This is a genomic window from Sphingomonas astragali (assembly GCF_051400615.1).
Classification (GTDB): Bacteria; Pseudomonadota; Alphaproteobacteria; order Sphingomonadales; family Sphingomonadaceae; genus Sphingomonas.
Genome location: NZ_JBLFFH010000001.1, coordinates 400416 through 427148, shown reverse-complemented (window position 1 = coordinate 427148; position 26733 = coordinate 400416). Strand labels below are relative to the sequence as shown.

Annotated in this window: 18 protein-coding genes; 10 read left to right on the top strand and 8 right to left on the bottom strand. The window is 69.7% G+C overall.

The features are described 5' to 3' along the window. Positions 1-99: 99 nt before the first annotated feature. From ACMGER_RS02120 to ACMGER_RS02110, 3 genes are read left to right on the top strand one after another with little or no spacing between them, the layout of a single operon-like run. Positions 100-2565 (top strand): glycoside hydrolase family 3 protein, encoded by a 2466-nt coding sequence (locus tag ACMGER_RS02120; RefSeq protein WP_436810473.1) that lies wholly within the window; start codon positions 100-102, stop codon positions 2563-2565. A gap of 60 nt (positions 2566-2625) precedes the next feature. Beyond that, positions 2626-3876, top strand: coding sequence for an MFS transporter (locus ACMGER_RS02115; protein WP_436810472.1), 1251 nt, complete (start codon positions 2626-2628; stop codon positions 3874-3876). Next, positions 3873-4889, top strand: a complete 1017-nt coding sequence (locus ACMGER_RS02110; protein ID WP_436810471.1) for a LacI family DNA-binding transcriptional regulator — start codon at positions 3873-3875, stop codon at positions 4887-4889. Before ACMGER_RS02115 ends, ACMGER_RS02110 begins: the two co-directional genes overlap by 4 nt. Positions 4890-4896: 7 nt before the next feature. Here the strand turns inward: ACMGER_RS02110 and ACMGER_RS02105 are convergent, their stop codons facing one another. After that, positions 4897-6195 carry an MFS transporter gene (locus tag ACMGER_RS02105; RefSeq protein WP_436810470.1) on the bottom strand — a complete coding sequence of 433 codons (1299 nt, stop codon included), beginning with the start codon at positions 6193-6195 and terminating at the stop codon, positions 4897-4899. Between the two features lie 23 nt (positions 6196-6218). After that, on the bottom strand, positions 6219-7013 hold the full coding sequence (locus ACMGER_RS02100; protein ID WP_436810469.1) for a 2-keto-4-pentenoate hydratase: 795 nt from the start codon (positions 7011-7013) through the stop codon (positions 6219-6221). Between the two features lie 192 nt (positions 7014-7205). On the opposite strand from ACMGER_RS02100, the gene ACMGER_RS02095 reads away from it, so the two are divergent. From ACMGER_RS02095 to ACMGER_RS02065, 7 genes are all read left to right on the top strand, one after another. Further along, on the top strand, positions 7206-8237 hold the full coding sequence (locus tag ACMGER_RS02095) for a LacI family DNA-binding transcriptional regulator (RefSeq protein WP_436810468.1): 1032 nt from the start codon (positions 7206-7208) through the stop codon (positions 8235-8237). 115 nt (positions 8238-8352) lie between these two features. After that, positions 8353-9795: a glucuronate isomerase gene (uxaC, locus tag ACMGER_RS02090; RefSeq protein ID WP_436810467.1), complete on the top strand. Its 1443-nt coding sequence runs from the start codon at positions 8353-8355 to the stop codon at positions 9793-9795. 17 nt (positions 9796-9812) lie between these two features. Continuing rightward, entirely contained in the window at positions 9813-10655 is an 843-nt protein-coding gene (gene kduI, locus ACMGER_RS02085) for a 5-dehydro-4-deoxy-D-glucuronate isomerase (protein WP_436810466.1), read from the top strand. Beyond that, the gene (gene kduD, locus ACMGER_RS02080) at positions 10652-11422 is read left to right on the top strand and encodes a 2-dehydro-3-deoxy-D-gluconate 5-dehydrogenase KduD (RefSeq protein ID WP_436810465.1); all 771 of its coding nucleotides are present in this window, start codon (positions 10652-10654) and stop codon (positions 11420-11422) included. The genes kduI and kduD overlap by 4 nt, the downstream gene beginning before the upstream one ends. 118 nt (positions 11423-11540) lie before the next feature. Then, positions 11541-12545 carry a sugar kinase gene (locus tag ACMGER_RS02075; protein WP_436810464.1) on the top strand — a complete coding sequence of 335 codons (1005 nt, stop codon included), beginning with the start codon at positions 11541-11543 and terminating at the stop codon, positions 12543-12545. A 41-nt stretch (positions 12546-12586) separates the two neighbouring features. Continuing rightward, on the top strand, positions 12587-14158 hold the full coding sequence (locus ACMGER_RS02070) for a carboxylesterase/lipase family protein (protein ID WP_436810463.1): 1572 nt from the start codon (positions 12587-12589) through the stop codon (positions 14156-14158). Between the two features lie 5 nt (positions 14159-14163). Beyond that, positions 14164-15168 (top strand): alpha/beta hydrolase, encoded by a 1005-nt coding sequence (locus ACMGER_RS02065; protein ID WP_436810462.1) that lies wholly within the window; start codon positions 14164-14166, stop codon positions 15166-15168. Positions 15169-15316: 148 nt separating this feature from the next. Here ACMGER_RS02065 and ACMGER_RS02060 read toward each other — a convergent pair whose 3' ends face one another. From ACMGER_RS02060 to ACMGER_RS02035, 6 genes are all read right to left on the bottom strand, one after another. Further along, on the bottom strand, positions 15317-15739 hold the full coding sequence (locus ACMGER_RS02060; RefSeq protein WP_436810461.1) for a cupin domain-containing protein: 423 nt from the start codon (positions 15737-15739) through the stop codon (positions 15317-15319). After that, positions 15729-17330: a pectate lyase gene (locus tag ACMGER_RS02055; RefSeq protein ID WP_436810460.1), complete on the bottom strand. Its 1602-nt coding sequence runs from the start codon at positions 17328-17330 to the stop codon at positions 15729-15731. The genes ACMGER_RS02060 and ACMGER_RS02055 overlap by 11 nt, the downstream gene beginning before the upstream one ends. Positions 17331-17393: 63 nt before the next feature. Next, the gene (locus ACMGER_RS02050; RefSeq protein ID WP_436810459.1) at positions 17394-20294 is read right to left on the bottom strand and encodes a TonB-dependent receptor; all 2901 of its coding nucleotides are present in this window, start codon (positions 20292-20294) and stop codon (positions 17394-17396) included. Positions 20295-20336: 42 nt separating this feature from the next. Beyond that, positions 20337-21863 (bottom strand): DUF885 family protein, encoded by a 1527-nt coding sequence (locus ACMGER_RS02045; RefSeq protein ID WP_436810458.1) that lies wholly within the window; start codon positions 21861-21863, stop codon positions 20337-20339. Then, the gene (locus ACMGER_RS02040; protein WP_436810457.1) at positions 21860-25666 is read right to left on the bottom strand and encodes a LamG-like jellyroll fold domain-containing protein; all 3807 of its coding nucleotides are present in this window, start codon (positions 25664-25666) and stop codon (positions 21860-21862) included. Before ACMGER_RS02040 ends, ACMGER_RS02045 begins: the two co-directional genes overlap by 4 nt. An 82-nt stretch (positions 25667-25748) precedes the next feature. After that, entirely contained in the window at positions 25749-26678 is a 930-nt protein-coding gene (locus ACMGER_RS02035) for a LysR substrate-binding domain-containing protein (protein ID WP_436810456.1), read from the bottom strand. Positions 26679-26733 lie beyond the last annotated feature (55 nt).

Sequence of the window (26733 nt, the reverse complement as noted above, 5' to 3'; positions counted from 1 at the left end):
TCATGCCCCATTTCATGAAGCTTGACGGAATGGTCGCGAAAGCCGACATCGATGTCAACACCTGACGCGCATCGACGCTCGAGGATGAAGGGAGAGACTATGAAGGGCGCGATCTGGACGAAGGCCGTATCGGGATGCGCTGCGGTGCTGGCGGCGAGCGGCGGAGTCGCGCAGGTCGCGCCGCCGACTCCCTCGACGCCGGCGAACACCGCACACCCGGCGGAATGGCCCGGACAGGTCTCCCCCATCCCGCGCGATCCTGCGATCGAGGCGAGGATCGACCGGCTGCTCGCGGCGATGTCGCTCGAGCAGAAGGTGGGGCAGGTGGTGCAGGGCGACATCGCCAGCATCACGCCGGAGGACGTGCGCCGCTACCATCTGGGCTCGGTGTTCAACGGCGGCAATTCCGATCCGCACGGCCAGTATAATGCGCCTGCCAAGGACTGGCTGGCATTGGCCGACGCCTTCTGGGACGCTTCGATCACCGATGATCCCAAGCTGCCGCGCATCCCCGCGATCTGGGGGATCGACGCGGTGCACGGCCATTCCAACATCGTCGGCGCGACGCTGTTCCCCCACAACATCGGTCTCGGCGCGATGCGCGATCCCGAGCTGATGCGGAAGATCGGCGAGGTGACGGCGATCGAGATGCGCGTCACCGGCATCGACTGGACCTTCGCGCCGACCATCGCGGTGGTGCGCGACGACCGCTGGGGGCGCACCTACGAGGGTTTCGGCGAGGTGCCGGAGATCGCCGCGAGCTATGCGGGGCCGCTGGTCGAGGGGCTGCAGGGGAAGGTCGGCGGCAAAGACTGGCTGACGGGGCCGCACGTCATCGCGACTGCCAAGCATTTCCTCGGCGACGGCGGTACCCTGGGCGGGCGCGACCAGGGCGATGCGCAGGTGAGCGAGGCGCAGCTGCGCGACCTGTTCGCGCCGCCCTACGAGGCCGCGCTCAAGGCGGGCGTGCAGTCGGTCATGGTCAGCTTCTCGAGCTGGAACGGCCGCAAGATGACCGGCAACGACAGCCTGCTGACCGGCGTCGTCAAGCAGCGGTGGGGCTTCGACGGCTTCCTGGTCGGCGACTGGAACGCGCACGGCCAGGTCGAGGGCTGCACCAACACCGATTGCCCGCAGGCGATCAACGCCGGGCTCGACATCTACATGGCGCCGGACAGCTGGAAGGGCATCTGGGAATCGACGCTGCGCGAGGTCAGGTCGGGCGCGATCCCGATGCGCCGGCTCGACGACGCGGTGCGGCGCGTTTTGCGCGTCAAGTTCCGCGCCGGCATCTTCGACGCGGTGAAGCCGTCGGCGCGGCCCTATGCCGGCCGCTACGAGCTGCTCGGCTCGCCCGAGCACCGCGCGGTGGCGCGGCAGGCGGTGCGCGAATCGCTGGTGCTGCTCAAGAACGCCGGCTCGCTGCTCCCGCTCAAGCCAGGCGCGCGCATCCTGGTGACCGGCGACGGCGCCGACAACGTCGCCAAGCAGGCCGGCGGCTGGACGCTGTCGTGGCAGGGCACCGGCACCACCCCGGCGGATTTCCCGAACGCGACCTCGATCTGGCAGGGCATCCGCGAGACGGTGCGGACGGCCGGCGGCACCGCGACGCTCAGCCCCGACGGCAGCTTCGCCGCCAAGCCCGATGCGGCGATCGTGGTGTTCGGCGAGAATCCCTATGCCGAGTTCCAGGGCGACCGGTCGGACGTCGCCTTCGACGATGCGGCCGACACGCTCGCGGCCATGAAGCGTCTCAAGGCCGTCGGCGTGCCGGTGGTGGCGGTGTTCCTCTCGGGCCGGCCGCTGTGGGTCAATCCGTGGCTCAACGCCGCGGATGCGTTCGTCGCGGCGTGGCTGCCGGGATCGGAGGGCGGGGGCGTCGCCGACGTGCTGTTCGGCAAGGCCGAGTTCCGCGGCAAGCTGCCGTTCAGCTGGCCCAAACGCTCCGACCAGACGCCGCTCAACGTCGGCGATGCCGGCTATGATCCGCTGTTCTCCTACGGCTTCGGCCTCACCACCAGGGACCGCGGCGACCTGCCTGCGCTGCCGGAGGTACGCGCAGGCGGGGGCGGCGATGCCCATACGCTGTTCACCGCCGGCAAGGCGACCAACGGCCGCCGCCTGCTGCTCGGCACCGGCGACGCGCTGGCGGCCAATCCCGGCCCCGAGCTGATCGCGCAGCGCCCCGCCGACCGCGTGGCGCAGGAGGATTCGGTCCGCATCACCTGGACGGGGCGCGGCGCGGCGACGGCGGCGCTGGTCGGCGATCCGGTCGACCTCACGCGCGAGGCCAACGGCGACGTCGCGCTGATCGTCACCCTGCACGTGGCGGGCGGACCGGCATCCGCGGTCACGCTCGGCGGCCGCGACGTCACCGCCCGGCTGCGGGCATTGGCGGAGCGCCGCGAGTGGGGCGACGTCGCCGTTCCGCTGCGCTGCTTCACCGGCACCGACCTTGCCCGCGTCACCCGCCCGTTCGCGATGAGCACCGCGGGCGCGCTCGACGTGACCGTCTCGCAGGTGCGGCTTGGCTCGCCGACCGCCGGCCTGGTGGATTGCCGCTGAGACATGAGCGCTGACATGGGCGCCGTTGCGTGGGAAGGCGGAAGCGATAGGATCGCCGGCGTGAAGTCGTCCGCCCCGCTTTCCGCCGCCGAGCGGCAGCGCGCCTCGCGCATGTTCCGCCTGTCGATCGGCAATTATTTCATGGGCGGCTTCCTCGTCTGCCTCATCAGCCTGCTGGTTCCGCGCCTCAAGCTGCTGATGGGGCTCGACTATACCCAGGCGTCGCTGGTGCAGCTCGCCTTCCACTCGAGCTACCTGCTGTTCGCGCTGCCGATCACGGCGATGCTGGTCAGGATCGGCTATATGCGCGGCATGGCGGTGGGGCTGGGGGTGATGGCCGCCGGCTGCATCGGCTTCGCGGCGGCGGCGGGCTTCGCCAGCTATGTCGCGGTGCTGCTGGCGCTGCTCGCGCTGGCGGGCGGGATCACCTTCCTCCAGATCGCCGGCAACATCGCCGTCGCGGTGGTCGAGCCCGAGGAGCGCGCGGTCTCGCGGATCACGCTGCTGCAGGGGTTCAACTCGATCGGCACGGTGCTGGCGCCGCTGCTCGGCGCCTCGTTCCTGCTCACCGAGCGCAGCGCCGAGGGCGACGACACCGCCTGGCTGATCCTGGCGCTGCCGTTCCTGGCCAGCGCGCTGGTGCTGGCGGGGCTGGCGCTGGCTTTCGAGCGTGCCCGCGACCTGCTCGCCGACCTGCCCGCGCCGCAGCGCGTCCCGCTTTCGAAGCTGCGGGAGGTGTTCGGCGACCGCAAGCTGCTCGCCGGGACGGGCGCGATGTTCGCCTATGTCGGCGCCGAGGTCACGATCGGCACGCTGCTCACCAACTATCTGGTCCTGCCGGAGATCCTGGGAGCATCGCCGGTGGCGGCGGCGCATCTGGTCAGCCTCTACTGGGCGGGAGCGATGGTCGGCCGCTTCGTCGGCGCCGCGATCCTGATGCGCTGGCCGGCCCCCCGGGTGCTGGCGTGGTTCGCCGCGACCGCGACCGGGCTGGTCGCGCTGGCGATGATCGCGACCGGCGTGGTCGGTGCGACCGCGCTGATCGCGGTGGGGCTGTGCAACTCGATCATGTTCCCGACGCTGTTCACGCTGTCGCTGCCGGCGGACGAGACCAAGGCGCCCTATGCCTCGATGGCGCTGTGCATGGCGGTGGTGGGCGGCGCCGTCGTCCCGGTGCTGACCGGCGCGCTCGCCGACATGAACGGGCTGGTCGCGTCCTTCTCCCTGTCCGCGCTATGCTATGTCGCGATCGCCGCCTTCGCGATCGCCTGCGACGGCGTCTGGGCGCGCGAGCGGGCGGCTGCGGTATGACGATCATCACCATCAAGGACGTCGCCGCCCGCGCGGGCGTGTCGGCCAAGACCGTATCGCGCGTCATCAACGGCGAACCGCACGTCCGCGCCGAGGTGCGCGAGGCGGTGATGAAGATCGTCGAGGAGCTCGACTATCGTCCCAACGCCTTTGCGCGGGGCCTGTCGAGCTCGCGCTCGTTCCTGCTCGGGTTGTTCATCGAGGAAGTGGCGTCGGGCTATGCCGCGGACATCCAGCGCGGCGCGGTCGAGCGGTGCCGGGCGCTCGGCTACCACCTCGTCATCGAGACGGTCGAGGCGGGGCAGCAGGACTGGCTGAAGGAACTGCCGGCGATCCTGCATACGCTGCGGCTGCAGGGCGTGATCCTCGCGCCGCCGCTGTGCGACTGGCCCGAGCTGCTCGACATGCTGGAGGCCCATGCGGTCCCGATCGTGCGGATCGCCCCGCGCGAGACGCCTGAGCGGACGCCGCTGGTACGGATGAACGATCGCGCCGCCGCGCGCGAGCTCGCCGAGCGGCTGATCGCGCTCGGCCATCGCGACATCGCCTTCATCAAGGGCAACCCGACCCACAGCGCCGCGACCGAGCGCTGGCTCGGCTTTTCGGATGTCGTCGCCGCGGCCGGGCTGGCGGTCCGACCGGAGTGGATCGTCGACGGCGACTTCACCTTCCGCTCCGGCGTCGAGGCGGCCGAGCGAATCCTCGCCGTCGAGTGCCCGACCGCGGTGTTCGCCAGCAACGACGAGATGGCGCTCGGCGTGCTGGTCTCGGCGATGCGGCACCGCATCGAGGTGCCCGAGGCGCTGTCGGTGGTCGGCTTCGACGACACGCCGATCGCCCGCATGGCCTGGCCGCAGCTCACCACGATCCGCCAGCCCAATCCGGAGATGGCGGCGGCGGCGGTCGACCTGCTGGTGGGGCCGCCGAGCGGACGTCCGAGCGCGGAGACCGCCAGCGTCGAGCTGCCCTACTCGCTCGTCCTCCGCGACAGCCTGTCGCCGCCCGCCCGATAGCCGGACCTTACGCCGCCGCGATGAGATCGACGCGCCGGACGTTGGGGACGAGCAGGTGGATGATCAGCATCGCGATCAGATAGACGCTGCCGGCCACCGCGAAAATCAGCGTGTAGCTGCCAGTGAGCTCCAGCACCTTGCCGGTATAGAGCGACATCAGCGCCCCGCCGATCGCGCCGGCGGTGCCGCCGATCCCCACCACCGACCCGACCGCGCGGCGCGGGAACATGTCCGACGGCAGCGTGTAGATGTTGGCCGAGAACGCCTGATGCGCGGCGGTGGCGAGGCCGATGATCGCGACCGACAGCCACAGATTGCCGACGTACTGCGCGAAGAACACCGGCGTCACCAGGATCGCGCAGCCGAGCATCGTCAGCTTGCGCGCGCGATTGGCGCTGAACCCGGCGCGCATCATCCGCGACGAGCACCAGCCGCCCACGACGCTGCCGAAGTCGGAGATGAGGTAGATGGCGACCAGCGGCGGGCCGAAGCTGACGAGATCGAGCTGGTAGCGCTTGGCGAGGAAGTCGGGCAGCCAGAACAGGTAGAGCCACCAGATCGGATCGGTCAGGAACTTGCCGACCGCGAAGGCCCAGGTCTCGCGATAGCCGAGCAGGCGGCGCCAGGGGATCGGCTCGCCCACGTCGGCGGGATCGCTCTCGATATAGGCGAGCTCGGCGGTCGAGACGCGCGGATGCTCATGCGGACGGCGGTAGATCCAGAGCCAGGCGACCAGCCAGATCAGGCTGAACGCGCCGGTGATGACGAACGCCGCGCGCCAGCCGAGCGCGAGCGTGACGACGATATAGGGGACGACGATCGGCGTGATGATCGCACCGACGTTCGATCCGGCGTTGAAGATGCCGGTGGCGAAGGCGCGTTCGCGTGCCGGGAACCATTCGCTCACCGCCTTGATGCCGGCGGGGAAGTTGCCCGATTCGCCGATGCCGAGCAGCGCACGGGCCAGCGAGAAGTGCAGCGCGCTGCGCGCGGCGCCGTGCAGCATGTGCGCGGCGGTCCAGATCACGAAGGCGATCGCATAGCCGAAGCGCGCGCCGACCACGTCGACGATCTTGCCGAACGCGAGATAGCCGACGGCATAGGCGAGCTGGAACCAGACGACGATGCCGGCATAGCTCGTTTCCGACCAGCCGAGCTCGGCCGAGATGGTCGGCTTCAGGACGCCGATCATCTGGCGGTCGACGTAGTTGATCGCCGTCGCCGCGAACAACAGTCCGCAGATCACCCAGCGATAGCGGCCGACCCGCGCCGCCGCCTCGATCACCTCTGCCGGCTGGTCAGTCATCCCTCTCTCCCATGCCTGCTCGTTTACGCGGGCTTGATCGTGCATTCGACCGTTAGTTTCGCGTTGAAGCGCGCTTCAACGTGATCGCCGACATGGACGGGATGCACGCCGGTGACCGCGCCCGACGAGATCCACTGGCCGGAGCGCAGTGCGATGCCGCGGTCGGCCAGCGCCTCGAACAGGAAGCGCGCGGCGCCGATCGGGCCGTCGAGCATGTTCGCGGTGGTGTCGCGGCCGATCGGCTCGCCGTTGACGAGCAGCTCGACCAGCCAGTCGTCGAAGGGGATCGCGCCGGCGCCTTCGATCTCGGGGCCGATCACCAGTCCGTTATTGTTGCCGAAGTCGGAGACCGTCACCGGCGCGCCGAGCGCGTTGATGCCGGGGAAGGGCGAGCTCGCGATCTCGATCCCGGCATGGACCGCATCGATCGCCGCCGCAGCCTCGGCCATGGTGTAGCGGCGCCTGGCGGGATCGAAGCCAGGGCCGATCCGCAGCAGGAATTCGGCTTCGGCCGCGGCGAAGCCGTCGGCGAACACCGGCATCGCGATCGGCTCGGGCGTTGCCTCGACCACCATGCCGGCGAGGATCGGACCGGCGAGCCGGTCGATGCCGCCCAGCGGCGGATTGATGCGGCCGACCTTCCAGCCGGCGACCGGCTCGTCGACGAGGGCCAGCGCGGCGTCCTGGATCGCATAGCCGGTGGCGAGGTCGGCAGGGATGGTGCCCGGATAGTCCGGCAGTCCGCGGGCCGCACGGCGGGCTTCGACGAACGAGCGCGCGATCCTGCCCGCGCCTGCGGCCGCCTCGACTGAACTCACTAAACAGACTCCCCTTTCGCCGCGTGCTTGCGCGCTGCGCCAGCGACTTATTGGAAACCGGTGTCAATGACAAGCGGAGGCATGATTCCTTACGAGGATCATGTGCGGCCGCCGGATCGAGATGCAGCCCGGTCCCAGACCGACGGAAGTCACCGCCGTTGCACCGGCGCGAGATCGGCGTATCCCTTGCGCATGAAGAAGTCCGCGCAACCCACGATCAACGACGTTGCCCGCGTGGCAGGGGTTTCCAAGAAGACGGTCAGCCGGGTGATCAACCGCTCGCCGCTGCTCAATGACGAGACGCGGCGGCGGGTCGAGACGGTTATCAGCGATCTCGGCTATATCCCCAATCCGCAGGCGCGTGCATTGGCGCTCAGGCGCAATTACCTGATCGGCCTCGTCCACGACAATCCCAATGCCCAGACGGTGATGAACGTGCAGCAGGGGATGCTGGAGGCGCTGCACGGCACCGAGTTCGAGATGGTGGTGCGCCCGCTCAATCGCGGCTCGGCGACGATGCTGGACGACCTGCGCCATTTCCTCGAGCGGCAACGGCTGTTCGGCGTGCTGCTGATGCCGCCGGTCAGCGAGAATGATTCGGTCGCCGCGCTGTGCGACGCGATCGGCTGTCGCTACGTGCGCATGGGCTCGGCGATGCTCGACAGCGACGAGCATATGGTGGCCTCCAACGACCGCGAGGCGGTGCGCGCCGCGACCGAATATCTGATCGCGCAGGGCCATCGCCGCATCGGGCTGGTGAGCGGCCCGCATGGCTTCCGCTCGGCGCGCGAGCGGCGGACGGGGTTCGAGGAGGCGCTGTCCGCCGCCGGGATCGCGCTCCCGCGCAGCATGGTCGCGGACGGCAACTACACCTTCGAATCGGGCGTGGTCGCGGCCGAGCGGCTGCTCGACCTGATGCCGCGGCCGACCGCGATCTTCTCGTCGAACGACGAGATGGCGGCGGGCGTCGTCCACGTCACGCGCCAGCGCGGCCTCGACGTGCCGCGCGACCTGTCGGTGATCGGCTTCGACGACACGCCGATCGCCGCGCATATCTGGCCGCCGCTGACGACGGTGCGCTGGCCGATCGCCTCGATGGCGCGATCGGCTGCGCTCAAGCTGATTGCGGACCCCGTCGACAACGACGAGAATGTCGTGCAGGAGCCGTCGATGTTCCTGTCGACGCTCATCCGCCGGGCATCGGTCGCGCCGCCGCGCGATTGAACGAAAGGGTGAGGCGATGGAGGACGGTTGCACGGCACCAGTTGGTTGCGCAGCAACTTGACACCGGTTACCAGAGCGCCGCGGCGCTCCCGAGAAGGCGTGAGGAGACAATGTGATGGCACGGCGACTGGAGCTTGATCCTGACCGGCTGTTCCCGGCGGACCCGGCGGCCCGTGCCATTGCCCGCGGCCTTTACGCCGGGATCGCCGAGCTGCCGATCGTGAGCCCGCACGGACACACCGATCCGCGCTGGTTCGCCGAAGATGGGCCCTGGACCGACGCGACTACGCTGCTGCTCGCGCCCGACCATTATCTCTACCGGATGCTCTACAGCCAGGGCGTCGCGCTCGCCGCGCTCGCCGTGCCCGACCGAAAAGGGGCGCCGGCGACCGATCCGCGCGCGGCGTGGCGGCTGTTCGCCGCCAACTACCACCTGTTCCGCGGCACGCCGTCGCGGCTGTGGCTCGACCATGTCTTCGCCGAGGTGTTCGGGATCGACGTCGCGCTCGAGGCGGCGACGGCCGACCAGTATTACGATGCGATCGGCGCGGCGCTGGCGACGGACGGTTTCCGCCCGCGCGCGCTGTTCGACCGGTTCCGCATCGATTTCCTCGCCACCACCGAAGGCGCGCAGGACGACCTCGGCCATCATCACGCGATCCGCCGCTCGGGCTGGGGCGGGCGCGTCGTCACCACCTATCGCCCCGACGGCGTGATCGACGTCGAGCACGAGGCGTTCAAGCCGGCGATGGCGCGCTTCGCCGAGCTGACCGGAGAGGACGTTTACAGCTGGAGCGGCTATCTCGCCGCGCACCGCAAGCGCCGCGCCGATTTCCGCGCTGCCGGCGCCACCGCCACCGATCACGGCCATCCCACCGCCGCCACCGCCAACCTGTCGCCGGTGGAGGCCGAGCGGCTGTTCCGCCGCATCGTCGGCGGCGACTGGACCCCGGCCGATGCCGAGCTGTTCCGCGCGCAGATGCTGACCGAGATGGCGGCGATGTCGGTCGAGGACGGGATGGTGATGCAGATCCACCCCGGCTCGCTGCGCAACCACAATGCCGGCCTGTTCGCCAGCCACGGCCGCGACAAGGGCGCCGACATCCCGACGCGCACCGACTATGTCCATGCGCTGAAGCCGCTGCTCGACCGCTTCGGCAACGAGAGCCGGCTCTCGGTGATCCTGTTCACGCTCGACGAGAGCGCCTATGCGCGCGAGCTCGCCCCGCTCGCCGGCCACTATCCGTGCCTGAAGCTGGGTCCCGCCTGGTGGTTCCACGACAGCCCCGAGGGGATGCGCCGCTTCCGCGAGATGACCACCGAGACCGCCGGTTTCTACAACACCGTCGGCTTCAACGACGACACGCGCGCCTTCCTGTCGATTCCCGCGCGGCATGACGTCGCGCGGCGGGTTGACTGCGCGTTCCTGGCGCGGCTGGTTGCCGAGGGCCGCCTGGCCGACTGGGAAGCGGCCGAGCTGGCCCAGGAGCTGACCAGCGGCCTGGTGCGCCGCGCCTACAAGATCGACGATCCCGATTTCGCCGCCCAGGCGGCCTGACCCGAACGGAGCCCATGATGTTCGAACGGACCTATTACGCCACGCATCCCGACATGATGGAGTGCGTCAGCAACGAGGAACTGCGCGACCGCTATCTGGTCCAGGACCTGTTCCGCGCGGGCGAATGCGTGCTGAACTATACCCACGCCGACCGCTTCGTGATCGGCGGCGTGGCGGTGGGGGCGGGCCCGGTCAAGCTGCCCGACCAGACCGAGCCGCCCTCGGCCGCGGGCCATCCTTTCCTCGAGCGGCGCGAACTGGCGATCGTCAACGTCGGCAAGACCGAGGGCACCGTCACCGTCGACGGCGAGGCGTTCGCGCTCGGCAACAAGGACTGCCTCTACGTCACCATGGGCGCCAAGGACGTGCAGTTCTCGGGCGAGGGCGCGCGCTTCTACCTGGCGTCGTGCCCGGCGCATAAGGCGTTCCAGACCCGCAGGCTCTCGATCGCCGACGCCAACGCGCTCGAGCGCGGCAGCCTGGAGGAATCGAACGAGCGCACGATCTTCCAGCTCGTCATCCCGGGCGTATGCGACAGCGCGCAGCTGGTGATGGGGCTGACGGTGCTCAAGCCCGGCAGCGTGTGGAACACCATGCCCCCGCACATCCACGAGCGCCGCAGCGAGATCTACTTCTACTTCGAGCTCGACAACACCGACACCGACCGCGTGATGCACTTCATGGGCGAGGGCGAGGCGACGCGCCACATCGTCATGCAGAACGAGGAGGCGGTGATCTCGCCGCCCTGGTCGATCCACATGGGCGCCGGCACCAAGGCCTATGCCTTCATCTGGGCGATGGCCGGCGAGAACCAGGACTATACCGACATGAACGTCCTCGACATCTGCCAGCTCGCATGACCAGTCCCTTCGATCTTTCCGGCAAGGTGGCGGTGGTCACCGGGGCCAATACCGGCATCGGCCAGGCGATCGCGCTGGCGCTGGCGGAGGCGGGCGCGGACATCGCCGCCGTCGGCCGCACGCCGGCGACCGAGACGGTGGAGAAGGCCCGCGCGCTTGGCCGACGGGCGGAGATCGTCTCCGCCGATCTCTCGACCATCGAGCCTGTGCAAAGGGTTGTGGACGAAACTGTGGATAAGCTCGGCCGGCTCGACATCCTGGTCAACAACGCGGGCATCATCCGCCGCGCCGACGCGGTCGACTTCACCGAGGAAGACTGGGACGCGGTGGTCGACACCAATTTGAAGTCGGTGTTCTTCCTCTGCCAGGCGGCCGGGCGGCACATGATCGCGCGCCATGAGAAGGAGGGAGGTGGCGGCAAGATCATCAACATCGCCTCGATGCTGACCTTCCAGGGCGGCATCCGCGTGCCGAGCTACACCGCGTCCAAGTCGGGCATCGGCGGCCTCACCAAGCTGCTCGCCAACGAATGGGCGGCCAAGGGCGTCAACGTCAATGCGATCGCGCCCGGCTATATCGCGACCAACAACACCGCCGCGCTGCAGGCGGACGAGGTGCGCAACAAGGCGATCCTCGACCGCATCCCGGCCGGGCGCTGGGGCGATCCGGGCGACCTCGGCGGCGCGGCGGTGTTCCTGGCGAGCCGCGCGTCGGATTACGTCCAGGGCCATATCCTCGCGGTGGACGGCGGCTGGCTGGCACGGTGAGGTTGCCACGGATCCTGCGTCACCCCGGCCTTGTGCCGGGGTCCACTATGCCGCAAGCGGCAGTCTTTGCGGCTCAGTGGATGCCGGACCAAGTCCGGCATGACGAAGGAGGTGGGGCATGACGCTTGTGGCTTTCGGTGAGATCATGCTGCGCCTGTCGCCTCCCGGCCGCGAGCTCCTGCTGCAGACGCCGAAGCTGGACGTATGGGTGGCGGGAGCCGAGGCGAACCTCGTCACCGGCCTCGCGCGGCTCGGCCACGATACGGCGATGGTGAGCGCAGTGCCGGACAACGACCTCGGCCGCTCCGCGATCACCACCCTGCGTGGGCACGGCGTCGACTGCTCGGGCATCCGGCTCGGCGGCGAGCGGATCGGCCTCTATTTCGTGACGAGCGGCGCCGGCCTCCGTGCGACCGACGTCGTCTATGACCGCGCCCATTCGGCCTTCGCCGAGGCGCCGGTCGCAAGCTGGGACTGGGATCGGCTGCTCGAAGGCGCCGACCGGCTGCACCTGTCGGGCATCACGCCGGCGCTGGGGCCGGTGCCGGCCGAGGCGGCGATCGCGGCGGCCGAGGCGGCGAGCGCGCGCGGCATCCCGGTGTCGTTCGACGGCAACTGGCGCGGCAAGCTGTGGGAGCGGTGGGACAGCGATCCGCGCGCGATCCTGTCGCGGCTGGTCGCCCATGCCGATCTCATGTTCGGCAACCACCGCGACATCGCGCTGCTGCTCGACAAGCCCTTCTCCGGCGACGGCGAGGCGCGGCGGCGCGAGGCGGCGGAGGCGGCCTTTGCCGCATTCCCCAAGCTTCGGACGATCGCTTCGACCGCCCGCCATGTGATCGACAGCGATCACCACCGCCTCTCCGCGCGCATCGACACGCGCGACGGCACCGCCCAGATCGAGGAGGTGGCGGTGACCGGCATCGTCGACCGGATCGGCGCCGGCGACGCCTTTGCAGTGGGTGTGCTGCACGCCCTGCGCCGCGGCGAGGGCATCGAGGCGGCGGCGCGGACCGGCCTCGCGCTCACCGTGCTCAAGCATTCGCTGCCGGGCGACGCCTCGCTGTTCGGGCAGCGCGATCTCGATCAGGCCTTGCAGGGCGGAGCCGACGTCCGGCGCTGACCCGCCGCCGTCCGCATCCGCAGAAGAATGGGGAGGGGACGATGACGGAGGGGAATGTTTCGCGGCGCGCGGTGATGGCGGCGGGGCTCGCCCTGACGCTGCCGGGCGCGGCCTGGGGGCAGGCCGGCCCCGAGGTGACCGCCCCCGCCGGAACCTTCGTCGGCGATCGGCAGGCGGACGGCGTGACGGTGTTCCGCGGGATCCGCTACGGCCGGGCCAAGCGCTTCATGGCGCCCGAACCCGAGCCGCGTGCGACGGTGCCGGTGCGGGCGATCGCCTTCGGTCCGTCGTGCCCTCAGGCGGGGCAGGGCTATCGCGGCGACATGCCGGGAGTCATCGCGAGCGAGGATTGCCTCGTCCTCAACGTCTGGACGGCCGGGCGCGGCAGCGCGCCCAAGCCGGTGATGTTCTACATCCACGGCGGCGCCTATTCCTCCGGCACCGGATCGAGCGCGCTCTACGACGGCAGCCGGCTCGCGCGCGAGCACGACGTGGTGGTGGTCACCGTCAACCATCGCCTCAACGCCTTCGGCTATCTCTATCTTGCCCGGCTCGATCCGCGCTTCCCCGACAGCGGCAACTGCGGCCAGCTCGACCTGATCCTCGCGCTCCGATGGGTGCGGGACAACATCGCCGCATTCGGCGGCGATCCGAAGCGCGTGATGGTGTTCGGCCAGTCGGGCGGCGGCGCCAAGATCGCGACGATGATGGGGATGCCGGCGGCCAAGGGGCTGTTCCATCGTGCGATCACGATGAGCGGTCAGCAGGTCACCGCCTCCGGCCCGCTCAACGCCACCGCGCGGACCCGCGCCTTCCTCGCCAAACTCGGCGATCCCGGCATGGATGCGCTGCTGGCGATGCCGGCGGAGAAGCTGGTCGAGGGCCTCGCCGCGACCGACCCGATCCTCGGCGGCGGCGTCTATTTCGGGCCGGTGCTCGACATGACATGGCTGGTCCGGCACCCGTTCTGGCCCGACGCCAACCCGCAGTCGCTCGGCATCCCGATGATCCTCGGCAATACCAAGCAGGAGACGGGCGCCTTCATCGCTCCCGACAGCCCGACGATGCAGGGCCTCGACTGGAGCAACATCGCCGAGCGCATGGCGCCGCAGCTGCGCATCGACATCCTGCCGGAATGGGTCGTCGCGCAATATCGCGAGCGCTATCCCAGCTGGTCGCCCGAGCAGGTGATGTGGTACGCGACCACCGCCGGGCGGAGCTGGCGCGGCCAGGTGATCGAGGCGGAGGAGCGCGCCCGCGCCGGCAAGCCGGCCTGGGTCTATCAGGTCGACTTCGCGTCGCGTACCGATCCGCGGCGGGGGGCGATGCACACGATGGATATCCCGCTCGCGTTCGGCACGCTCGACGCGCCGGGGTCGCAGACCGGCACCGGCGCCGGCGCGCAGGCGGCCTCCAAGGCGGTGCAGGAAAGCTACGTTGCCTTCGCGCGGACCGGCGATCCCAATCACGCCGGATTGCCGCGCTGGCCCAAGTACGATCTGGAAGCGCGCGCGACGATGATCTTCGACGCGACCAGCCGGGTCGAGAACGATCCGCGCCAATGGCAGCGCGAGCTGTTCGCGCGCGTGCCCTACATCCAGCCGGGGACCTGAATACGATGAGGACGATCGACCGCCGCACGGCGATATTGGGAACGATCGGCGGTGCGCTGGCTGCGACCGAAGCGCTCGCGCAGACGAAGGTGCCGCCTGTCGACGGCGCGGGAGCCTCCGCCGGCCTGCCGCAGCCGACCGAGACGATCGAGCTGTGGCCGAAGGGCGCGCCCGGAATGCCGGCCAAGCCGCCGGCCGAGGTCACGATCGAGCGCAGCACCGACGCGTCGCTCAACAATCGCACGGTCGCGGGCGTGGTGCGCCCGCGGCTGCTGGTGTTCCGTCCGGCCGTGCCCAACGGCGCGGCGATGCTGCTGATGCCGGGCGGCGGCTATGTGCTGATGGCGGTCGACAAGGAGGGGTTTGAGCTCGGCCGTTATCTGGCTGCGCGCGGCTTCACCGCCTTCGTGCTGCTCTATCGCCTGCCGGGCGACGGCTGGGCGGCGGGGCCGGACGTGGTGCTGCAGGACGTGCAGCGGGCGATGCGGGTGATCCGCGGCCGCGCCGATCGCTACGGCGTCGATCCCAACCGCGTCGCCGCGATGGGCTTCTCGGCGGGCGGACATGCCTGCGCCGACCTGGTCGCGCGCTTCGCCTTCAAGAGCTATGATCCGGTCGACGCTGCCGACGGGCTGTCGGCGCGCCCGTTCGTCGCCGCGCCGATCTATCCGGTGGTCGGCATGGACGCCCCGATCGCCCATATGGGTTCGCGCCGGGCGCTGCTGGGCGAGACGCCGACGCCCGAGATGATCGCCGCGCATTCGCCCGATCGCAACATCCGGTCGGACAGCCCGCCCTGCTTCCTGTGCGCGGCCGAGGACGACGCGACGGTACCGGTCGAGAACACGCTGCTGCTGCGCGCGGCGCTGCGGGCGGCGAAGGTGCCGGCCGAGACGCACCTGTTCACAAGCGGCGGCCACGGTTTCGGCCTGCGTGGCGTGGTCGGCAAGCCCGCCGGCGCCTGGCCCGAGCTGTTCCTCGCCTGGAGCCGCAGCCAGGGATTGTTCTGACCCCATTGCCCCTCTCCCGGCGGGAGAGGGAAGGAGCGGCGAAGCTGCGGGAGGGTGAGGGTGACCACGGGCGATACGTCACCCTTACCCTCCCACTCGGGCTGCGTCCGAGCGGGCCCCGCCCTCTCCCAATGGGAGAGGGGTTTTCCTACTTCACCCGCTCGGCCAATGGATAGCTGATGATCAGCACCAGCGGCTCGCTGCCCTGCTGGCGGATGCCCATCGTCTCGCCGGTGAAGAAATAGACCGCCTGTCCCGGCCCGACCTGCACCTTGCGGTCGCCGGAGAAGGCCTCGCCGCGGCCGGAGACGACGTAATAGACCTCGTCGTGGCTGAGCTTATGCGCGCCGATCGCCGCGCCGGGGTGCAGCGCGCGCTTGCGGAACTCCATGTTCCGGCCCGGCACCGCGTCGCTGATGCGCCAGGCAGTGCTCATGCCGATCCTGCCATGGGGTGGCGGCTCGTCGCGCTTCACCGCGGTTTCATCGATCACGGTCATTTGCCCGGCCGGCATCTCCTGCGCGGCGGCGGCGATCGGGAGCAGGCTCAGGAGGAGCAGGCTATTGCGCATGATGAAGCTCCGCGATCAGCGTTTCCATATTCTCGATATAGGCGCCGGTGGAGATGCCCACCGCCGGATGCGGGTCGATATAGGGCGACGTATCGGTGTCGTCGCCGACGCGGGTCATGCCGTAGTCGCCCGGTGCCGGCGTCGGCGAGCCGTCGTGCGTATAGGGATGGCTGGTCGTCTTGAGCTCGGTCGGCCACCAGCCCTGCGCGTTGAGCGAGGCGACCAGCGCCGCCGCCGACGGGTGCTTGCCGGCGAGGTTGCGGTCCGACGTCTCGCCGAGATCGACCAGGAAATAGCGCGGCAGCGGCGCGCTGGCGCTGGGGCGGAGCGGCGAATCCTTCGCGATCACGTCGCCGGGGATCGCCTTCAGCCGCGCATATTCGGCGCGCAGCTTCGCCACGTCGATGGTGCGGAACGAGCTGTAGTGCTCGAGCGTGTGCTCGGGGTTGCCGTCGACATAATATTCGCCGTTGACCACGTCCGATCCGCGGCGGTGGACGAACAGCGGCCTGTTGGTGCCGATCTCGACGAAGGTCGGATAGGCCTTGCCGTCCTTGATGAGCCTGTCGGGCAGCCGCACGGAATCGAGCCACGCCAGCGCCTCGGGCACGCGCGCGAGGAACTTGGGGTCGCCGGTCAGGCGGTAGAATTGGAACAGCTGCCGGATGTTCGCCGCGGTGGTGTGGGTGACGAGCGCGGTCGGCTCATAGGTACGCGCGCCCGTGGGCCTCATGTCGAGCGTATATTGCAGCCCCCAGCCGGCCTGCGGCGCCGGCTGCTGCGCGGCGACGAACACGTCCATCGCGCGCCGGATCGCCCCGGGAATGCGCGGATCGCCGAGCGTCTGCTGGTACATCAGCAGGAACTTGATGTTCTCCGCCGCGACATCGTCATTGAAGGTGATGAAGCCGGTATAGTCGGGCTTGCCGTGGTCGATGTACGGGCTCTTGGTCGCCGGATAGCGCTGCGGCCAGCCGCCGTTCGGATATTGGCTTGCGAGGACGAAGTTCAGCGCCTTGTCGAGCGCCGGCTTGAAGCGGGGATCGCGCTTCTCGAGGTAGAGCCGCAGCAGGAACTGCATCGCTTCGGACGTGCCGGCGTCGTCGAAGGTGGCGTTGCCCCAGTCGTGCTGGAATTCCTCCAGCCGCCACGCGTTCCTGCCGATCGTCGCATACCAGCGCCGCGTGGATTCGGGGCCGCCGTAATCGATGAAATAATGCCAGCCGCCGCTTGCCAGCTGGCCCTCGATCAGCGCATCGGCCGCCTTGGCCGCGGCCTGGTAGTAATAGTCGTCGCCGGTCGCATGATAGGCGTCGAGGAACAGGTGGCCCATCGTCGCGGTGCCGGGCGGCTGCACCCACACCATCGTCGGATAGGCCTCCATCTCCCCCCAGCGGCGCGAGAAATCGGGAAGGTAGGACCAGACATAGCCGCCGTGCACCGCGACCTTCTCGACCATGAAGCGCGTCGCCCGCTTCATCGTGTCGAGCACGCGCTCGCGCGGCAGCGCCGCGGGGCCGGCAAGGGCAGGGGCGGCGGCCGCCACCCAGGCTATGCCGAGACCAAGGATCAACCGGGTAACGCGCCGCATTCGATGCTCCGAACGGTAACGGCCGGCGCAGCCCCGCGAGCCGCGCCGGCAGATGAAGAGACGTCAATAGTTGAAACGCACGCCGACCAGGAACTCGCGGCCGGTATGGTGATAGACCGACAAGAGGTTGCGCGAGTCGACATACTGGTCCTGATACTGGTCGGTGAGGTTGACCCCCTCGAACGTCAGCTTGATCTGGTCCGTCAGGTTGATCTGGACCGAGGCGTCGAGGTTGAACGTCTTGTTGGTGCCCTGGCTGTCGACGCCCTGGGTGCCGACGGCGTCGGTCATATAGCCGCTGCGATAGGCGCCGGAGACGCGCGCGCTGATGAGTTTGTCCTCGTAATAGAGCGTGGCGTTGGCGGAATCGCGCGACAGGCCGGTCAGATCGTCGATCTTCATCACCTGCCCCTGGGCGTTGAGGTATTTGATGTTCGAGCTGACGTGCGTATAGTTCAGGAGCACGCCGAAGTTGCTGAGGAAGCCGGGCAGGAAGCGGAACGGCTGCTGGAAGTTGACCTCATAGCCGCGCAGCCGCCCGCCCGGAGTATTGCGCGGCACGGAGAAGACCCAGTTGGTGAAGGCCGGATTGCAGGTCGCCGGATAGAGATTGCCGCACGCCGCGATCGCCAGGCTGTCGGGCAGGCCGAACGGGTTCTCGGAGAAGGCGCCCGACGACTGCACCGTCTGCACGAAGCTGTCGATGTCCTTCTGGAACAGAGCGATCGAGAGCAACGCCCCCGGCTGGTAATACCATTCGGCGGAGAAGTCGTAGGTAGTCGCGCGGAACGGATCGAGGTTGGGGTTGCCCGCCGATACCGTCCGGTTGGCGCCCGAGACTCCCACCGACGCCGAGGGAGGCAGGCTGCCGAGGTCCGGCCGCGCCATCACCCGCGCCGCGGCGAAGCGGAGCAGGAAATCGCGGCTCGGCTCGATCACCAGATTCATCGAGGGCAGCCAGTCCTCATAGGTGCGCGACGAGGTGATCGGCGTCGCCTCGCCGCCAAGGAAGGAATAGCCCTGCGCGCGCTGGAAGGTCTGGACGTAGCGCACGCCGCCGTTGCCGCGCAGGTTGAAGATGCCGAAGTCGTGGTTGAAGTTGAACTGGACGAAGCCGCCCTTGTCATGCTCCTCGACACGAGTGTTGCCGGCCAGGCCCGGCTCGATGCCGAGGCGGAAGGCGCCGTCCCGTGCGGTCGGATCCTCCAGCCCGAAATATTCCGCGGCGGCGAAATAATCGGGCGCGAAGAAGCTCTGCCCTTCGATCGTCACGACATGGCCGAACCTGTCGAGCGTGTCGCCGGGCAGCGTGCAGCAGGCGAGGTTGGTGTCCTGCGCCGCGGTGGTGCCGTTGCTGCGGCGAAGGTCGATGCTGCGGAACTTGTACTCCTTGTAGGAGGCGCCCGCGTCGATCGAGAATTCGTCCGAGACCTTCCAGTTGAGGTTGAGCTGGGCGTTGTCGAACCGGTTCTTGACGCCGGCCGCGCGCAGGCGGAGTTGGCTCAGCACCCAGGCCTGCGGGTTGTCGAGATCGGCGGTGCCGAAGTTGAACACCGGATGCTTCCGGTCGGTATAGTCGTAGCTGTAGCCGTCGACGTTGAACTGGTCGAAGGTGACGGTGTTCTGGACCGGGTTGTCGTGATCCGACTGCGAATGGCCGGCGAGGAAGTTGATCGACAGATTCTCCCCGAGCTGCTGGTCGATCTTCACCGTGAGCTGCTTGAACTTGGTATCGAGCCGGTCGAACCGGTTCTCGACGCGCAGGTCGACGTCGTCGAAGGTGCCGGCGATCAACGCGCCGTTCTCGACTGTGGCGGCGGTGACGTCGACGTCGGCGACGCCGCAATTGGTCGGCCGCGACGTCGCGGTGCAGGCGCCCGCGACGGAGAAGCCGTTGGCCTCGAGATAACGCTCCTCGCGGGTCCCCTTGAAATCGGCATAAAGGCCGTCGACCGTGATCGTGGTGCCGTCGGTCGGCTTCCACTGCACCGATGCGGTGGCGCCGATGCGCTCCTGCTCGCTGATGTAATAGTCGTAGCGCGGAAAGCGAGGATGGAAGAGGTTGTTCGCCTCGACGCACGCCGGCGTGGTCGAGGGGCCTCTCGCGGTCGGATAGACGCAGGTGGTGCCGAGGTAGCTCTCAAAGCCCGGCGCGACGCCCGCGGTGTTGGTCGTCCAGCGCACCGTCGAATAACCGCTCTCGACGATCCGGCGCTTGGTGTAGGCGACCGAGGCGAGCACACCGAAGGTTTCGTCGGCATTGCGCCACGAGATCATGCCCGCCGCGCGGGGTGATACCTTTTCCGACAGGTCGTTGTAGCCCGCCTGCGCGCCGGCCGCGATCGTCAGACCCGCCTTGTAGTCGAACGGATGCGCGGTCTGCAGGTCGACGGTCGCGCCGAGCGAGCCTTCCTCGGTCACCGCATCGGCGGTCTTGCGGACGGTGATGCCGTTGAACAGGTCGGCGGCGAACACGTTGAAATCGAAGGCGCGGCCGCGATTGGTGCCGCCCGAGGCGTCCGAGCTGCCGGCGGTGGCCATCGCTTCCATCCCGTTGATGCGCACGCGCGTGAACTGCGCGCCGAGGCCGCGGACCGAGATTTGCCGCCCCTCGCCGCCGTCGCGCGCGAGCGCGACTCCCGGGATGCGCTGGATCGATTCGGACAGGTTGAGGTCCGGGAACTTGCCGATGTCCTCGGCAAGGATGCTGTCGATCGCCGCCGCAGACTGGCGCTTCTCGTCGAGCGCGCGGGCGAGGCTGCCGCGGAAACCGGTGACAATGATGTCCTGGTTGGTGTCGGCGCTCTGGTCGGGCTGTGCCTGATCCTGCGGCGCGGCGGTTGCCGCCGACGTATCGGCCGGCCCCGCCGCCTGGGCGTGCGCCACCCCAGCGAAAGCCACCGCCAGCGCCGCCACCGAGGTGCCACCGCGTGTCCAATGTTTGAATTCGATCCCCTTGCTCATTGTTCTCTCCCAGAATTTTCGTTTGTTTTATGTTATTTACATCTAGTCCCCACCATGTAGGCCGATGGCGGAGCGCCGTACGCGGCCATGCACCAGCACGGCCTGATGGAAGCGTCTGAGCGTCGCTCCGCTGCGGCCGGCGCCGGCTTCGGCCAGCGCGAGCCACGCTTCTGCCTCGCCTGCCCGAACGGCAGGCTCCAGGCAGATCCGGTCGACGTCCTGATCGAACGCGGCGAAAAAAGCGGGTTCGCCCTGCATCATCCTCAGCTTCTGACGAGCTTCCGACACGGACCATCGCTCAGCATGGACACCGGTGTCAATGACTGCTCGCACAATTCGGAACAACAGCCAATGGATGTGTCCCAGAAGCATCAGATCGTCGCCCGCATCGGCGCCGTCCCGGGCCATCAGCTGTTCGGCATGGATCGCCCAGCCCTCGGCGAAGGCGGGAGCGTAGCCGAGGCGCAGCGGGTGGGGCGCGGCGCGTGCTTCCATCGGGAGCTGGATCATATGGCCGGGGATCAGCTCGTGATGGACGACGCTGCCCAGGCTCCAGGAGGGGCGGCGGCGGATGTCGCCGAGGTCGACGAAATAGCCGCCGGGCCGGCCGTCCGGAGTCGGCAGCTCGCGATAGCCGCCGCGCCTGGCCGCTTCGTCGGCCGGCGACATGCGGCGGACGGCGACGTTCAGGCATTCGGGCGGCACCGGGCCGATCAGCGCCGGCACGCGCGCCCTGGCGGAAACGAGGATGCGGTTCATATCGGCGTCCGCGCGGGTGCGGCTGGCATCGTCGTCGCGGTAGAGATGCGCGGGGTCCCGGAAGGCGGCGGCGATACGCTCCCCGACCGATCCCTCGCGGCGGCCGAGCCGGCGGAGCAGCGCGTCGGCGGCGCGGGTGAGCTCCTCGGCCTTGGCGAGGAAGCGCCGGTGCGCCGCCGCGCCGTCCCCGGCGAAGCCGAACTGCCGGTCGAGCAGCAGGGCATAATATTCGGCGCCGTTCGGCAGCCGCCACATGCCGGGCGTATCGCCTGCCCGCGGCGCCAGCGACGACAGCAGCGCCGCCTGCTCGCGGAGCGCGGTGGCGGCGGCGCGCTCGGCGCCGTCGGCGGCCTTGGCGACGGCGGCGGCGGTGCGGTCGAGCAGCGCGCGCGGCAGGATGATCCCCGCCGCCGCTTCCGCCCGGACGGCGCGGGTGTCGGCGGCGATACGGTCGGCGGCATCGGCCCCGTCGGGATCGCGCCATGCGCCGCTCGTCGGGGTGACGCTATAGGGGGAACGGCCCAGCCGGCCGAACGGCATGATCTCGGCGATGCGCGTGTCGATCGCGAGGCCCTCGCGGATACAGTGCAGGTCGAGCGCCGCCGATGGCGACAGCCGGTCGCCCCGGAACGCCCTGAGCCGCGCCAGCCGCGCGGCAGGCGAGGGGAGCGCATCGAGCCCGTCGAGCAGTGCGCGCAGCCGCCGGTCGTCGCGATCCGCCGCTGCTGCGGGAACGGTGACGGTCGCCAGCGTGGCGCCGACGCCCGCCAGCAGCGTGCGCCGCGTCGTCGGGGCGCCGGCGCCGATCATTCGAGCGGCACCACATTGTTGAGGCGGGTCACCTCCGGCGTATCGCCGGACAACGCGACGCGGACCCTGAGGCTCGCCGGCGCCACGCCGGCCGGTATCGCCACGCGCACCGTCGCGGTCTTGGGCGTCAGGTCGAGCGGTGCGGCCAGCGTCGGCAGCGGCACGCTCGCCACCAGCTTGCCGGCGGCATCCTCCAGCATCGCGCTCCCGCCGGCCGCCTCGACCGCGCCGAGGCTGTGGACCGTGACCGAGACCGTCCGGCCCCGCCGCCGCACGTCATCGACGCCGATGCCGAGGTCGGGGCGACCCTCCGGCGGCGGGCCGGGCGTCTTGAGCGCGAACTCCAGCACGGTGGTGGTGCGCGGGGCGAAGCTGACAGCGACCGAGGCGCTGCGCTCCAGCGTCACCTCGGACGGCGCCGGCGATCCGTCGGCGGTATCGCCGTCGGCGGCGCTGGTCCCCGCCGTCATCGTCCAGCGGCCGGCGGCGACGTTCCACGCGGTCATCGTCGCCGGCTGGGCGACGTCGCTCATGTTGTAGGCGATCACCTTGAACCGTTCGCGCGTCGCACCCGGCATCAGGATCGCGACCTGCTCCGCCGCACCGGGATCGGCGAAGCGCCAGCTCACCGTGTTGCCGGGATAGGTCTGGTTGCGCTTGAGCGCGATCCCGCCGAGTCGCTCGCGCTGGAGGAGCTCGTTGGGCTGGTCGACGCGGTCGGACCACCAATGCCCCTCGGTATACATATACTCGTGCTGCACCTTGTCCTCGATCGCGTCGGCGTGAAGCGCCTCGAGGAGGCGCCTGTCGCCTGTCGCGTCCCAGCCGGCGACGCGCGCGAAGTCGCCCGGCTGGCCTGCCAGCGCCTTGCCCCAGTCGCCGGTGCGGCCGAGCGCGGCGATCACATTCTCGTTGAGGTCGCCGAGCACCGCCGGCCCACCCTTCGCCACGCGCGAGAGGATCGGCGTCAGATACCGGTCGTCGCCGGTGAAGCGCCACGCCGCCCACACCGACTGATAGGGCGTCGCCACCCCGCCGCCGTCGCCGACCCGTTCGGCGTCGGTGCGCCAGTCGATCTCGTTGGGATAGCTCCAAAGGCCCTTGGCGTCCCGACGGCCATGCGCCAGCCACCCGTCGACCACGCCGGTGACCAGCCCGCGCGCGATCGGGTTGCCGTTGTAGACGCCCATCAGGATCGGGGCGTGCATCACGGTGAAGCTGTAGGGCTTCTGCCACTCCCACGGCCTCTCGCGATAGACCTTCGTGCCGCCGTACCAGTTGGAGGCGAAGTGCATGTGGCCGGCGGGATTGCGCAGGATGATGCCGGTCAGCGCCTTGGTGGTCGCCATCAGCCGCTCGACGGCCCTGGGCTCGCCCCAGTTGAGGTAGAGCCGTTCGGCGTCGCTGTTCAGCCCTTCCTCATAGGCGTGGAGCTCGTCGGTGGTGATGGTGCCGAGCCCGCCCGTGATCATGCCGTTGGCATAGGCCGCCTCCGACAACGCCCGCAGCGAGGCGTTGATCTTGTCCGGCTCGACCCCCATCAGCGCGAGCCCGGGCCATTGCTGGGTGAGGTCGGTGTCGTCGGAGATGCCGCCGCCGAAGTCGCCATAGGGCACCTGGCGGTTGTCGATCCACCAGTCGACGAAGCGGCGGGTGAGCTTCAGGTCCTCGAGCTGCCGGAATGCCCACAGCGGCACGCCCGCGGGCGGCGCCGGCTGGGTGAAGGGCGGCATCCCCGTCGCGCCATAGCTGATGTCGGCCCAATAGCGCCGGCCCTCGAGATTGTCCGGATCGACCCGGAGCAGGTCGGTGATGTCGGCCTTGACCCGGCGGTAGAGCGCCTCGCGGGCCGAGGCGGTATGCTCCTCGACCAGGAAGCCCCAATTGTCGCGGACCTGGTTGAAGCGGTCGGCGACATGCTCGGCCTTGGCGGCACGGCGGTCCTTGAACACCAGCCGGATCTTCATCCCGTCGAGGGAGGCCGGCCCGAAATCGGGCGCCGCGCTGGCGACGGTGAGATAGAGGCTGTCCTCGGTGAGGATGCGGTCGCGCAGGTCCAGCCACAGCGTGCGCGCCTCGCCCGGCCGTACCGAGACCGACACGTCGATCATGTCGCGCTCGGGCCAGATCGGGTCCTTGACCCGGATGTTGAGCGGGACGAGGCCGTCGCGGTTCGGCGTCACCTTGAGCGCCGGAATGTCGAGGGCGATGCCGTCCAGCCCGTCGTGCGCGTTCGCCCAGGTGTAGTTCCACGCACGCGCCAGCGGCCGGCCGGGCGCGGCGGCGCTGAATCCGGACGGGATCAGGATATGGACGAGCGGCGCGGCGTCGCTGCCGTGCTGCGTTTCGCCGGCGGCGGTGGCGCTGCCTGCACCGACCGCCGCCCCGCCGCGGCGCGCCGGCAGCGCCACCACCGTCGCGCGCTCCGCCGGCGGATAGCGGCCGGCGATGAAGGCGTTGAGGCCGGCGAGCGCGGCGAAGCCCGGCGCCGCCTTGCTGTCGACGGTGTAGCTGAGCTTGCGCGTCCCCTCTGGCTCCTCGCCGGGCCGGACGTCATAGGCCCAGATTTCCTGGATCGGCGTTTCCTGCGCGACATTGGTGAAGCGCAGCCGCCCGCCGGTGCGCTCGGCGAAGCTGTGGATCGATTTCTCGACTCCGTGCGGCCGCTTCGCGAGAGTGACGTAGTCCGTGCCGTCGGCCGCATAGTCGAGGCTGCCGTAGGCGGCGCCGCGGATCTCGACGCGGTTGACCGCCTCGCCGGGCGGGATCGTCAGCTCATAGGCCTTGCCGCCTTCGACATAGGTGTTCCAGTCGGGCAGGGTGAAATAGTCGTTGCGACCGGCCAGGCGCGAGCGGTTGTAGACGCCGGGCCAGGTCGTCTCCGGAATGCCGTCGACACCCTTCCACATCCATTGCTTGAGATCCCTGGCGTCGGCGAACTCGATCTTGCGGATGCGCGTGCCGGCGGCGGTGAGCGCGGGCGGCGATCCCTTGTCGAAGCCGTAGCGATGGAGGAAGGCCCGCCGCTCGCCAGCCGCGTCGAGCGGCGCGGCGCCCGACGGCGAGCCGCCGCCGGCGAGCGCGGCAACGTCCGCGGCCGGCAGCATCCGATCGTAGATGCGGATTTCGTCCAGGTCGGAGCCGCGCATGAAGCTGTAGCGGCTCTGCACCTGATGCGGCGCGATCACCCGCCCGGCGAGGCCGAACTGGTCGAGCCCGCTGTCGAGCACCGCCTCACCGTCCTTGCGGGCGACTTCCTTGCCGTCGACGTAGAGCCGCACGCCGATCGTTTCGTCCCAGGCAAAGGCGATATGGTGCCAGGCGTCGGGCGCGGGCAGCTCGGCCATGCGGAACGACACGCGCTCGCGGGCGAGGTTGGTGTCGGTGACGAAAGCGTCGAAGCCGTGGCCGTTCCAGTCGATCCGCAGGAACGCCATGTCCCAGCTCGAATGATCGGCGAAACCGACGCGGAACAGCACGAACGGCGCCTCGCCGACCGGATAGCGCGATCGCCAGAAGAAGGCGAGCGTGCCGCGCCGGGCCTGGATGTTGCCCGGCGCGGTCCAGGCGACGTAGCCGTCGTCCTCCCACCGGATCGCGCCGCCCGCCTTGCCGGTCGGGACGATCGCGGCCCTGCTCGCGAAGTTGGGAACGGCCTCGCCGGCGGCGCGGTCGGCGGTGAGCGAACGGTCGGCGGAGACATGGAAAAGCAGCCCCGGCGCGTCCCCGGCGAGCGCGGGAGAAGACGACAGCAGGGCCGCGGCGCCGACCACGAGCAGCATCGACCGGTGACGGCGCCCCATCCACCCCTCCCTTGCTGATCGCTTCGTGGCGATCGATTCCCGGTCTGCTCATACCGGCTCATGACACCGGTAGCAATCTTCGCTAGACCATTGCTGCGCGTTGGAGGAAGCCGGCGGCCGCGGCGCGCGCGCGCTCGGCCTCGGCGCACAGCCAGTCGCGGAAGCGGATGATCTTCCGGCTGCGCTGGCGGGAGAGGGGATAGGCCAGGAAGAAGGATCGCCCCGCCGCGGCGACCAGGTCATGCGCCGGGACCAGCCGGCCCGCGTCGATCTCGCTGCGGAACAGGATCGGCGAGGCGATGACGACGCCATGCCCGGCGAGCGCCGCCGCGACGTCGAGATGCTCGGCCGAAAGGCTGGTGCCGAAGCGCGACGCCGGCGGCCCCTCCGCAAAGCCGAGCGCGCGATACCAGATCGCCCACCAGTCGGGCCGGCCGAGCAGCGGAACGGCGAGCGCCGCGCGGGGATCGGCGACGGCGGCCGCCGCCTCCCTCAGCTCCGGCACGCACAGCGGCATGAAGATGCTGGGGAACAGCTCGACCGTGCGCAGTCCCGGCCAGCGGCCGTCGCCGTTGCGGATCGCCGCGTCGAAGCGGCCGGCGGCGAGGTCCTCCGCGGCTTCGGACACGTCGAGCTCCACCACGATATCCGGATGCCGCGCCCGGAACAGGCCCAGCCGCGGCGTCAGCCAGCTCGTGCCGAAGGTCGGGAGCGTCGTCAGCGACAGCCGCGTCTCGTCCATGTCCGCGGCGCGCGCGAAGCTTGCCCGGAGCGCGGCGAAGGCATTGCTCGCCTCCGCGGCGATCATCGCGCCGGCTTCGGTCAGTTCGACGCGGTGAGGCCGGCGGCGGAACAGCGTGACCCCGATCTGCGCCTCGAGCTGGCGCACATGATAGCTGACCGAGGCCGAGGAGGTGCCGAGCTCGCGCCCGGCAGCGGTGAAGCTCCCCAGCCGCGCCGCCGCCTCGAAGGCGCGGATCGCAGCGAGCGAGGGGAAGGGGCGTTCGAGCATAAGTATGATTTAGCCTCTCGCCACAAGCTTCGCATAGCCAAAAGCGGATCGGCGA

Bases quoted from the DNA above. Each gene is read 5' to 3' on its own strand.
- ACMGER_RS02120 (WP_436810473.1), top strand. From the start codon at position 100: ATGAAGGGCGCGATCTGGACGAAGGCCGTATCGGGATGCGCTGCGGTG.
- ACMGER_RS02110 (WP_436810471.1), top strand. From the start codon at position 3,873: ATGACGATCATCACCATCAAGGACGTCGCCGCCCGCGCGGGCGTGTCG.
- ACMGER_RS02105 (WP_436810470.1), bottom strand. From the start codon at position 6,195: ATGACTGACCAGCCGGCAGAGGTGATCGAGGCGGCGGCGCGGGTCGGC.
- ACMGER_RS02095 (WP_436810468.1), top strand. From the start codon at position 7,206: ATGAAGAAGTCCGCGCAACCCACGATCAACGACGTTGCCCGCGTGGCA.
- uxaC (WP_436810467.1), top strand. From the start codon at position 8,353: ATGGCACGGCGACTGGAGCTTGATCCTGACCGGCTGTTCCCGGCGGAC.
- kduI (WP_436810466.1), top strand. From the start codon at position 9,813: ATGTTCGAACGGACCTATTACGCCACGCATCCCGACATGATGGAGTGC.
- kduD (WP_436810465.1), top strand. From the start codon at position 10,652: ATGACCAGTCCCTTCGATCTTTCCGGCAAGGTGGCGGTGGTCACCGGG.
- ACMGER_RS02075 (WP_436810464.1), top strand. From the start codon at position 11,541: ATGACGCTTGTGGCTTTCGGTGAGATCATGCTGCGCCTGTCGCCTCCC.
- ACMGER_RS02070 (WP_436810463.1), top strand. From the start codon at position 12,587: ATGACGGAGGGGAATGTTTCGCGGCGCGCGGTGATGGCGGCGGGGCTC.
- ACMGER_RS02065 (WP_436810462.1), top strand. From the start codon at position 14,164: ATGAGGACGATCGACCGCCGCACGGCGATATTGGGAACGATCGGCGGT.
- ACMGER_RS02060 (WP_436810461.1), bottom strand. From the start codon at position 15,739: ATGCGCAATAGCCTGCTCCTCCTGAGCCTGCTCCCGATCGCCGCCGCC.
- ACMGER_RS02055 (WP_436810460.1), bottom strand. From the start codon at position 17,330: ATGCGGCGCGTTACCCGGTTGATCCTTGGTCTCGGCATAGCCTGGGTG.
- ACMGER_RS02050 (WP_436810459.1), bottom strand. From the start codon at position 20,294: ATGAGCAAGGGGATCGAATTCAAACATTGGACACGCGGTGGCACCTCG.
- ACMGER_RS02045 (WP_436810458.1), bottom strand. From the start codon at position 21,863: ATGATCGGCGCCGGCGCCCCGACGACGCGGCGCACGCTGCTGGCGGGC.
- ACMGER_RS02040 (WP_436810457.1), bottom strand. From the start codon at position 25,666: ATGGGGCGCCGTCACCGGTCGATGCTGCTCGTGGTCGGCGCCGCGGCC.
- ACMGER_RS02035 (WP_436810456.1), bottom strand. From the start codon at position 26,678: ATGCTCGAACGCCCCTTCCCCTCGCTCGCTGCGATCCGCGCCTTCGAG.